The sequence below is a fragment of the Streptomyces sp. 2131.1 genome, assembly GCF_900105515.1.
GTDB lineage: Bacteria > Actinomycetota > Actinomycetes > Streptomycetales > Streptomycetaceae > Streptomyces > Streptomyces drozdowiczii.
Window position 1 is genome coordinate 6,334,185 of the sequence record NZ_FNSY01000001.1, and the last position, 11,605, is coordinate 6,345,789.

Genomic DNA, 11,605 nt, shown 5'->3' on the forward strand with positions numbered 1-11,605 from the left:
CCCTTGCCCTCTCGTACGCGGAAACGACCGGTCATGACGCGCCGAGCTCCTCGTCGAGCGCGCGGAAGAGCTCCTCGTCCGTGGCCGCCTCCAGGTCGTCGTCCGGTTCCTCGGCGGCCTCCGGCTTCGCCGCCTGCTCGTCCCAGAGCCAGAGCGCCGCCCGCAGCCGCTCCCGCAGCTCCTCGAAGCCCTCGCCGCCGACCGCGACCGACTCCAGCAGCCGTTCCAGCTCGTCGGCGTCCGTCCGCTCTTCCGGGGCGAGGAGCTCGGACAGCCGCTCGGCCAGGGCGGTGGGCGTCGGGAAGTCGAACACCGTGGTGGTCGGCAGCCGCAGCCCGGTCGCGGCCGAGACCCGGTTGCGCAGTTCGACCGCCGTCAGCGAGTCGAACCCGATCTCCTTGAACGCCCGGTCGGCGGTGATCTCGTCGGCCGTCAGATGGCCGAGCACGGCCGCCACCTGCTCCCGTACGAGTGCGAGCAGCGCCTGTGTCCGCTCGGGCCCGCGCAACGCGGCCAGCCGGTCCGCCGCCGACGCGGCCGTCGTCCGCACCCCGCCCGCCGCCCGGCGCACCGCGGGTGCCCGCACCAGCGACCGCAGCACGGCCGGCACCCCGCCGGTCCCGGGCCCGGCCTCGGCCAGGGACCGCAGCCCGGGGCCGTCCAGCGGTGCGGGTACGAGCAGCGGCCGGCCGTCGGCCAGGGCGGCGTCGAACAACGCCATGCCCTCGGGCACCGACATCGGGACGAGCCCGCCCCGCGCGATCCTGGCCCGGTCCGCGCCGCCCAGATGCCCGGTCATCCCGCTGGCCGCCTCCCACATGCCCCAGGCCAGGGACACCGCGGGCAGCCCGCGCTCACGCCGGTGAACGGCCAGTGCGTCCAGGAAGACGTTGGCGGCCGCGTAGTTGCCCTGCCCGGCCCCGCCGAGCAGACCGGACGCGGAGGAGAACAGCACGAAGAACGACAGGTCGAGCCCCCGGGTCAGCTCGTGCAGGTTCCAGGCCGCGTCCGCCTTGGGCCGCAGCACCGCCCGCACCTTCTCGGGGGTCAGCGAGGCGAGTACCCCGTCGTCCAGGACCCCCGCCGCGTGCACCACCCCCGTGAGCGGATGCCCGGGCGGTACGGACTCCAGCAGCCCGGCGAGCGCGTCCCGGTCGGCGGCGTCGCACGCGGCGATCCGCACCCGCGCCCCCAGCCCGGTCAGCTCCTCGGCCAGCTCGGCGGCCCCCGGTGCGTCGGGGCCGCGGCGGCCGGTGAGCAGCAGGTGGCGCACGCCGTGCGCGGTTACCAGATGGCGGGCCAGCGCGGCGCCCAGGGTGCCGGTGCCGCCGGTGATCAGGACCGTGCCGTCAGGTGCCTCGCGCGGCGTCAGGGTCAGGACGACCTTGCCCGTCTGGCGGGCCTGCCCGAAGTGGCGGAACGCGTCGGGCGCGCGGCCCACGTCCCAGGTGGTGACGGGAAGCGGCGCCAGCTCACCGGTCTCGAAGAGGGCGAGCACCCGCGCGAGCGTGTCCGCGACCCGGTCCGGGTCCATGTCCAGCAGCTCGAACGGCCGGTACGCCACTCCGGGCCGCACCGCTGCGATCTCCTCCGGGTCCCGCAGGTCCGCGATGCCCATCTCGACGAACCGCCCGCCCTCGGACAGGAGCCGCAGGGACGCGTCGATGAACTCCCCGGTCAGCGAGTTCAGGACCACGTCCACCCCGCCCGTGTCTCCCGTCGCGTCCCGGACGTGCTGCTCGAACGCGGTCGTACGGGAGGAGGCGATGTGGTCCGCGTCGAGCCCGAGGGCCCGCAGCGCACCCCATTTCGCCGGGCTCGCGGTGGCGAACACCTCGGCCCCGATGTGCCGGGCCACCTGGAGCGCCGCCATACCGACACCGCCGGCCCCGGAGTGGATCAGCACCCGCTCTCCCCGGCGCAGCCCGGCCAGCTCGACCAGACCGTGGTAGGCCGTCGTGAACACCGCGGGCACGCCCGCCGCCTGTGCGTACGACCAGCCCTCCGGGATACGGGCGATCAGCCGCCGGTCGGCGACGGCCAGCGGCCCCACCGCCCCCGGCACCAGCCCGAACACCCGGTCCCCGGCCGCCAGTCCGGTGACGCCGGGACCGGTCTCCACGACGACACCGGCGGCCTCCGTGCCGAGCGGGGTGGCGTCGGGAACCATGCCGAGGGCGGTCAGGACGTCGCGGAAGTTGAGCCCGGCGGCCCGCACCTCGATCCGCACCTGCCCCTCGGACAGCGGCGCCTCGGCGGCCGGGTGCGCGGCGGCGCGCACGTCGTCCGGCGAGCCGCCGGGCGTCTCCAGCCGCCACGTGGCCACGCCCTCGGGCACCACGACCGCCACGGGCGCGGATTCCGCCCTGCGCAGCCGTGGCACAAGCACCCGGCCGTCCCGCAGCGCGAACTGCGGCTCCCCGGTGGCGACGGCCGAGGGCAGCGCGTCCAGCGAGGACCGCTCTCCGTCGTGGTCCACCAGGACCAGCCGCCCGGGATTCTCGGTGGCGGCCGACCGCACCAGCCCCCACAGCGGGGCGGCGGCGAGGTCGACCGGATCACCGGGACGCGCCGCCACCGCACGGCGGGTGAGCACGACGAGACGGCCGTCCGGCCCGCCCTCGTCGCCCACATGATCCCGGAGACGGCCGAGCAGCCACTCCACGGCCGCCCCCGCCGCGACCGGCGCCGCACCCTCGAACGGCGCGGACGCATCCAGCACGTCGAACGCCGCCCCATCCGCCGGCACCGGAGGCGCGTCCAGCTCCGTCCAATCCAGGCCGTACAGCGACTCGGCGGCGGAGGACCCCGGCGCCGCGGGCAGCTGGCCGGGGGAGAGGGGGCGCAGCGTGAGGCTGTCCACGCTCACCACCGGCGCCCCCGTGGGATCGGCGACCGAGACACGGACCGTGTCCCGGCCCCCGTCGCCGGGGGAGACGGTGACCCGCAGCGCCGTGGCCCCGGTGGCCCGAAGCACCGCCCCCGACCAGGAGAACGGCAACCGGACGCCCTCGCCGAGGAAGTCACCGAGGCCCAGCGTGTGCAGGGCCGAGTCGAGGAGCGCCGGATGGAGGACGAACCGGGCCGCCTCCGCGTGCAGCTCCGGTGCCAGCGACACCTCGCCGTGGACGGAGTTCCCCGCACGCCAGGCGGCTGTCAGGTTCTGGAACGCGGGCCCGTACTCGTAGCCCAGCGAGGTGAGTTCGCCGTACAGGTCGCCGGTGTCCAGCGGGACGGCGCCCGCGGGCGGCCAGGCTTCGTCGTGCGTCCCGTCCCGCGGCGGCACGGCGTCCGCCGGGGCGAGGACGCCCGTGGCATGACGGGTCCACCCCGGCGCGTCGCCCAGGACGTCGTACACCGGGGCGTCGGGCCGGGAGTGCACGGTGAGCCGCCTGCGCCCCTCCTCGTCGGGTGCCTCCACGGACACCTGGATCCGCACCCCGCCGCGCTCCGGTACGAACAGCGGTGCCTCCAGCGTCAGTTCGTCGACCGTTCCGGACCCGGCCTCCCTGCCCGCCTGGAGCGCCAGTTCGAGATGGGCGGTGGCCGGGAGCAGGGGAGTCCCGTTCACGGCGTGGTCGGCGAGCCAGGGGTGGGTGCGCAGCGAGATCCGGCCGGTGTGCAGGAGCGTCCCGTCCTGGGCGAGCGTGGTCGACGCCGTCAGGAAGGGATGATCGGCCGCGTCCACACCGAGGCTCCCGGCGTCGCTGTGCGCGGCGGGCCCCTCAAGCCAGTAGCGCTTGCGCTGGAACGGATAGGTCGGCAGATCGGTGGCGCGGCCGGGGGCAACGGGGAGAGCGGGGGTCCAGTCGACGGGGATGCCGTGGGTGTGGAGGTGGGCGAGGGAGTGGTGGAAGCGGGTGAGGGTGCCTTCGTCGCGGCGGAGTGTGCCGGTGACGAGGGCGGTGGTGTCGGTCGTGTCGGCGGTGTCCTGGAGCGCGGTGGTCAGGACGGGGTGCGGGCTGACCTCGACGAACACGGAGTGGCCGGTGTCGAGGAGGGCGCGCACGGCCGGTTCGAAGAGGACCGGGTTGCTCAGGTTCCGGTACCAGTAGCCGCCGTCCAGCTCGGTCGTGTCCAGGAAGGTGTTGGTGAGCGTCGAGTGGAAGGCGGTGGTGGTGGACCGGGGAGTGATGCCGTCGAGGAGGGCGTGGAGCGTCTGTTCCAAGGGGTGTACGTGGGGAGTGTGGGAGGCGTAGTCGACGGGGATGGTGCGAGCCCGGACGCCCTGGTCGTTGAGGTTCTGGACGAGGGTGCCGAGGGAGTCGGCGTCGCCTGCCACCACGGTGGTGGAGGGGCCGTTGTGGGCGGCGATGTGCAGGTCGGGGTGGTCGGCGAGGAGGGTTGCCGCGTCGTGGTGGCCGAGCGGCAGGGAGGCCATGCCGCCGGTGCCGGCGAGCTGAAGGATGGCGTGCGAACGGAGCGCCACCACCTTTGCCGCGTCGTCGAGGGTGAGGGCGCCCGCGATGTACGCGGCGGCTATCTCGCCCTGGGAGTGGCCGATGACGGTGTGGGGGTGGACGCCGTGGTGCTGCCAGAGCTTGGCCAGGGCGGTCATGACGGCGAAGAGCGCGGGTTGGATGACATCGACGCGGTCGATGGGCGGAGAGTCGGGCTTGCCGTTGAGGACGTCGAGCAGGCTCCACCCGGTGTACGGCTGGAGGGCGTCGGAGGCGGCGGCGAGGTGCTCCGCGAACACCGTTGAGGTGGCGAGGAGTTCGCGGGCCATGCCCTCCCACTGCGAACCCTGCCCCGGGAAGACGAAGACCGTCCTGCCCGTCTCCGTGACCGTCCCGCGTACCGCGTCGGCACCGACCGCGCCCCGCTCCAGACCGGCCAGGTTCTCCAGCAGCCGTTCCCGGTCCCGCGCCACGACGACCGCGCGGTGGGCGAGCCCGGCCCGGCCTGTGGCCAGTGCCTTGGCGGCCGGGGCGGGGTCCGTTTCCGGGTGCTCCAGGAGATGGCGGTGCAGCTGCCCCGCGTGCGCCGCCAGGGCTTCGGCGGTGTGCCCGTACAGCAGCCACGGCAGCGAGGTGCCGCCGTCCGTGGGCGGTCCCCCGACCGGATCCGGCTCCGGCGCCTCCTCCAGCACCACGTGCGCGTTGGTGCCGCTCATGCCGAATCCGGAAACCCCGGCCCGGCGCGGCCGTTCGCCCGGCTCCCATGCCCGTGCCTCCGTGAGCAGGCGTACGGCTCCGGCCTCCCAGTCGACGTGCGGGGACGGCTCGTCCACGTGGAGCGTCTTCGGCAGCAGGCCGTTGCGCATGGCCTGCACCATCTTGATGACCCCGCCGACGCCCGCGGCGGCCTGGGTATGCCCGATGTTGGACTTCAACGAGCCCAGCCACAGCGGCTGTCCGTCCGGCCGGTCCTGCCCGTACGTGGCGATGAGCGCCTGCGCCTCGATCGGGTCGCCGAGCGTCGTCCCGGTGCCGTGGGCCTCCATGGCGTCCACGTCGGCGGCCGTCAGCCCCGCGTCGGCGAGGGCCTGGCGGATCACCCGCTGCTGGGAGGGGCCGTTGGGCGCGGTGAGACCGTTGCTGGCCCCGTCCTGGTTGGTTGCCGTGCCCCGGACGACCGCGAGCACCTCGTGGCCGTTGCGACGGGCGTCCGACAGCCGCTCCACCAGAAGCAGACCCACGCCCTCGCCGAAGGCCGTACCGTCCGCACCGGCCGCGAACACCTTGCACCGCCCGTCCGGAGCGAGCCCGCGCTGCCTGCTGAAGCCGATGAAGATGTCCGGGTTGGCGAGCACGGTCGCCCCGCCGGCCAACGCGAGGTCGCACTCGCCCCGGCGCAGCGACTGCACCGCGAGATGCAGCGCCACCAGCGACGACGAGCACGCCGTGTCCACCGTCACCGCCGGGCCCTCCAGCCCGAGCGTGTAGGCGATCCGCCCCGAGGCGATGCTGCCCGCGCTGCCGATGCCGAGATACCCCTCCATGTCGGCGGGCAGCTTGACCCGGGACCCGTAGTCCGTGTACACCACCCCCGCGAACACCCCGGTCCGCGAGCCCTGCAACGACATCGGGTCGATGCCCGCGCGTTCGAACGCCTCCCAGGCGCTCTCCAGGAGCAGCCGCTGCTGCGGGTCCATGCTCGTCGCCTCGCGCGGGCTGATCCCGAAGAACCCGGGGTCGAACCGGTCCGCGTCGTGCAGGAAACCGCCTTCGCGCGCGTACGAGGTCCCCGGGTGCGCCGGGTCCGGGTCGAAGAGGCGGTCGAGGTCCCAGCCCCGGTTGTCCGGGAACGGCGAGATGACATCGCTCTCCGACGCGACGACCCGCCAGAGGTCCTCCGGGGTCCGTACCCCGCCCGGGTAACGGCAGGCCATCGACACGATCGCGATGGGTTCGCCGTCCCGGACCGTGGCCCGTCCGGCGGCAGGCGCCGCCCCCTCCGCGACACCGTCGCCGAGCAGCCGGTCCCGCAGATGGGCGGCGAGGGCGGCGGGGGACGGGTGGTCGAAGACGAGGGTCGCGGGCAGCCGCAGCCCCGTCACCGTGTTGAGCCGGTTGCGCAGCTCGACGGCGGTCAGGGAGTCGAAGCCGAGGTCCTTGAAGGCGCGCGAGGCGTCCACGGTGTCCCCGGCCGAGTGCCGCAGCACCCCCGCCACCTGCTCGCCCACCAACTCCACGAGCGCCCCCAGCTGTTCGGGCTCCGGCCGGCCCACCAGGGCCGATACCAGCGAGCCGGCCGCGGCGGCGTCCGCACGGGCGGCGGTCCGCACGTTACGGACCAGGGAGCGCAGCACCGGAGGCAGCAGCCCCGTCCCGGCCTGCGCGGCGAGCGCGGCCCGGTCCAGACGGGCGGCGAGCAGGACGGGCCGGGAAGGGGTGCGCAGCGCAAGACCCAGCGCGGCGGCCACCTGGTCCTCGTCGAACCGGCCCAGCCCGTGGAACGCGGTGTCCCTGGGCCCCCAGGAGACGGACAGCCCGGGCAGCCCGAGCGCCACCCGGTGATGCGCGAGCGCGTCGAGATACGTGGAGACCGCCGCGGCCTGCGCCCGCCCCGTTCCACCGAGCGCCGACGAGGCGTCGGGGGCGAGCAGCACGAACGCGGCCAGTTCGGTCCCCAGGGTCAGTTCGTGCAGATTCCAGGCCGCCGCCCCGGCCGCGCGCAGCCCCTCCGCGAACTCCTCGGGCGAGGCGGAGAGCAGCACCGCACGGTCGGGTCCGGCCGGTGCGTGGAAGACGGCACCCACCGACTGCGAGGCCAGCGCGCCGGCCAGGAACTCCCGGTCCGCCGGGTCGCCCTCGGCCACCACGACCTCGGCACCCAGCTCCTCCAGCCGCTCGGCCAGGCCCGGGGCGGGGGAGAGGAGCAGCAAGCGGCGGGCGCCCAGAGCGGTGACGGCGTGGACGGCCGCGACCGCAGCGAGGTCCCCGCCACCGGACACGACGACCGTCGAGCCCTCGGGAAGCACGGGCATCTCACCCACGTCCTGCGGATCGGAGGCGGCCAGCCTCGGGACGCGTATCTCCCCTTTCCGCAACACCAGTTGGGGTTCATCGGCGGCCAGGGCGGCCGGCAGGGCGGTCAGCGATGCGGGCTCGGCGTCCATGTCGACCAGGGTGATCCGGCCCGGGTTCTCCGCCTGGGCGGCGCGGACCAGCCCCCAGACCGGTGAGGGCACGAGATCCTGCACGTCGTCGGGGCTCGTGGTGACGGCGTGATGGGTCAGCACCACGAGGTGTGTGTGGCTGTTCGCCTCGTCGCCGGTCCAGGTGCGCAGCACGGGCAGCAGTCCGCTCGCGGACGAGGCGTGCAGCAGGACCAGGCCGGGCGCCGCCCCCTCTTCCGGCGTCGGCTCGTAGGGGACATGGGCGGTGGCACCGAAGGCGTCGCGCAGTTCGGCGGCGGGTTCGGCGGACGACGTCCACTCGGTGTACGGAACGGCCGCCCCGGTTGCCGGCACGCCCGCCCACTCGGTGCGGAGGAGCCAGTCGTGGCGCTCCCGGTCCGCCCGGCCCAGTGTCTCGACGGCCGGCGGCCGCAGGACGGCCGAGTCCACGGAGGCGACCGGGGCACCGGTCGGGTCGGCCAGCAGGACCGCGAAGCCCTCCCCGCGCCGGGACACCCGCGCCCGCAGGCCGCCCGCGCCCACGGCGTACAGGCTCACCCCGCTCCAGACGGCGGGTTCCAGCAGCTCGTCGCCCGCCGCGAGATCCGCCGCCTGCACGACCGCCGTGAGGAGGGCCGGATGCAGCCCGTACCGCCCGGCCTCGGCTGCGACGCCGTCCGGCGCGGAGACCTCGGCGTACACCTCGTCGCCCCGGCGCCACAGCCGGGACAGCCCCCGGAACGCGGGGCCGAGCCCGTGCCCCCGCGCCTCCAGCCGCGCGTGCACCTCGCCGGTGTCCACGGCCGTCGCCCCGGCCGGCGGCCAGGACGTCAGCGGCTCGGGGGCGGAACCGGAGCCGGGGGCGAGCAGACCGGTGACATGGCCGGTCCAGGCCCGGTGCAACGAACTTTCGTCGTCCACGTCGTCGTACGCACGCGTGTGCAGGCTCAGCTCACGGCGGCCGTCGCCGCGCGGCGCCCCCGCCGTCACCTGCACGTCCACGCCCCCGTGGGCGGGGATCGCCACCGGGGTGTCGAGCGCAAGCTCCTCCACCGCGAGGTCGCCCAGCAACCTGCCCGCCTCGAAGGCGAGTTCGAGGACTGCGGCGGACGGCAGCACGACCGTTCCGTCGAAGGTGTGGTCGGCGAGCCAGGGGTGGGTGCGCAGCGAGATCCGGCCGGTGAGCAGCAGGGCGTCGCCCTGGGCGAGCGTGGTGGCGGCCGTCAGCAGGGGGTGCTGGGTGGTGTGCAGTCCGAGGCTCTCCGGATCGCCGTCGGCCGCGGCGTCCTCCAGCCAGTAACTCCTGTGCTGGAAAGGGTAGGTGGGCAGATCGTGCGGAGTGTCCGCGACGTCGGGGACGGCCGGTGTCCAGTCGACGGGGATGCCGTGGGTGTGGAGGTGGGCGAGGGAGCGGTGGAAGCGGGCGAGGGTGCCTTCGTCGCGGCGGAGCGTGCCGGTGACGAGGACGGCGGTGTCCTTGGTGTCGGCGGTGTCCTGGAGCGCGGTGGTCAGGACGGGGTGCGGGCTGACCTCGACGAAGACGGAGTGCCCGTCCTCCAGCAGCTTTTCGACGGTGGGGTGCAGCAGGACGGGGTTGCTCAGGTTCTCGTACCAGTAGTCGCCGTCGAGTTCGGTGGTGTCGAGGAGGCGGCCGTGAAGGGTGGAGTAGAAGGCGGTGGTGGTGGGGCGCGGGGTGATGTCGTGGAGAAGGGTGTGCAGGGTTTGTTGCAGGGGGCGGACGTGAGGGGTGTGGGAGGCGTAGTCGACCGGGATGGTGCGGGCTCGGGTGCCGTCGTTGTTCAGCTTCTCGACCAGCGCGTTCAGTTCCCGCGCGTCGCCCGCGACGACGGTGCCGGCGGGGCCGTTGTGTGCGGCGATGTAGAGGTCGGGGTGGCCGGAGAGGAGGACGGATGTGTCCCGGTGGCCGAGAGGCACGGACGCCATACCGCCCGTGCCGGCGAGTTGAAGAAGGGTGCGGGAGCGCAGGGCGACGATCTTGGCGGCGTCGTCGAGGGTGAGGGCGCCCGCGATGTACGCGGCGGCTATCTCGCCCTGGGAGTGGCCGATGACGGTGTGGGGGTGGATGCCGTGGTGCTGCCAGAGCTGGGCCAGGGCGGTCATCACCGCGAACAACGCGGGCTGGATGACATCCACACGGTCGACCGGCGGCGCCCCGGGCTCGCCGTTGAGGACGTCGAGCAGCTTCCACCCGGTGTACGGCCGGAGGGCGTCGGAGGCGGCGGCGAGGTGCTCCGCGAACACCGTTGAGGTGGCGAGGAGCGCGCGGGCCATGCCCTCCCACTGCGAACCCTGCCCCGGGAAGACGAACACCGTCTTTCCGTGATCAGTGGCGATCCCCTCCACCACATCGGCCGACGGCACGCCTCCGGCCAGCGAGTCCAGCGCGGGCACCAGCTCCTCGCGGCTGCCCGGCACGACCACCGCCCGGTGGCCGAGCACGGCCCTGCCCCGGGCCAGCACCGCGCCGACCGCCGCCGGGTCGAGCTCCGGACGCTCCGCCACGTACGAGCGCAGTCGCGCGGCCTGGTCCCGCAGCGCCTCCGGATCGTGCGCCGACAGCAGCCACGGCACCGCCGACCCCTCCGGTGCGGAGTCACCCGGTGTCTCGGCGGCGGGCGCCTCCAGGATGACGTGCGCGTTCGTCCCGCTGATCCCGAACGAGGACACGGCGGCCCGCCGCGGACGGTCGCCCTGTGCCCAGTCCCGGTCCTCGGTGAGCAGGCGTACGGCCCCCGCCTCCCAGTCGACGTGCGGGGACGGCTCGTCCACATGCAGGGTGCGGGGCAGCACCCCGTGGCGCATGGCCTGCACCATCTTGATGATGCCGCCGACGCCCGCGGCGGCCTGGGTGTGCCCGATGTTCGACTTCAACGAGCCGAGCCACAGCGGCTGTTCGGCCGGCCGGTCCTGTCCGTACGTCGCGAGGAGTGCCTGTGCCTCGATCGGGTCGCCCAGCCTCGTGCCCGTGCCGTGCGCCTCGACCGCGTCCACCTCACCGGTGGTCAGTCCCGCGTCCTCCAGGGCCTGCCGGATCACCCGCTGCTGCGACGGGCCGTTCGGCGCGGACAGCTGCCCGCTCGTCCCGTCCTGGTTGACGGCGGACCCCCGTACGACGGCGAGGACCCGGTGGCCGTTGCGGCGGGCCTCCGACAGCCGCTCCACCAGGAGCAGCCCCACGCCCTCGCCCCAGCCCGTGCCGTCCGCCGCCGCCGCGAACGCCTTGCACCGGCCGTCAGGGGACAGCCCGCGCTGCCGGCTGAACTCGACGAAGAGACCAGGGGTCGCGATGATCGTCGCCCCGCCCGCCAGCGCGAGGTCGCACTCGCCCCGGCGCAGCGACTGCACCGCCAGATGCAGCGCCACCAGCGACGACGAGCACGCCGTGTCGATCGTCACCGCGGGGCCTTCGAGCCCGAAGGTGTACGACAGCCGTCCGGAGGCCACGGACCCGGCGCTGCCGGTGCCGATGTACCCCTCCAGGCCGTCCGGGGCGCGGCGGATGCGCCCGCCGTAGTCCCCGTACATCACCCCGGCGAACACCCCGGTACGGGAGCCGCGCAGCCTGTCCGGGTCGATGCCCGCCCGTTCGAACGCCTCCCAGGCGGTCTCCAGGAGCAGCCGCTGCTGGGGGTCGATGGCGACCGCCTCGCGCGGGCTGATCCCGAAGAACGCCGGGTCGAACCGGTCCGCCTCGTGCAGGAAGCCGCCCTCCCGGGCGTAGCTGCGGCCGGTCCGCTCCGGGTCGGGGTCGTAGAGCGCGGCCGTGTCCCACCCCCGGTTCTCCGGGAACGGGGAGATCGCGTCGGTGCCGGAGGCGACGACGTCCCACAGCTCCTCGGGGGAGCGCACGCCGCCCGGGTAGCGGCAGGACATGCCCACGATCGCGATCGGTTCGTGCCGCTCGGCCTCGGCCTCGGTCAGCCGCTGCCGGGTCTGGAGCAGGTCACTGGTCACGCGCTTGAGGTAGTCGCGGAGCCTGGCCTCGTTCGTCATGCGACGTCAACTCTCCTCGTCGTACGG

At 74.5% G+C, this 11,605-nt stretch carries 1 protein-coding gene; it reads right to left on the minus strand.

Annotated elements, in window-relative coordinates; genetic code table 11:
- Window positions 1–31: 31 nt before the first annotated feature.
- Window positions 32–11,578, minus strand: coding sequence for a type I polyketide synthase (locus BLW14_RS28455; RefSeq protein ID WP_093709984.1), 11,547 nt, complete (start codon window positions 11,576–11,578; stop codon window positions 32–34).
- Between the last annotated feature and the right edge of the window lie 27 nt (window positions 11,579–11,605).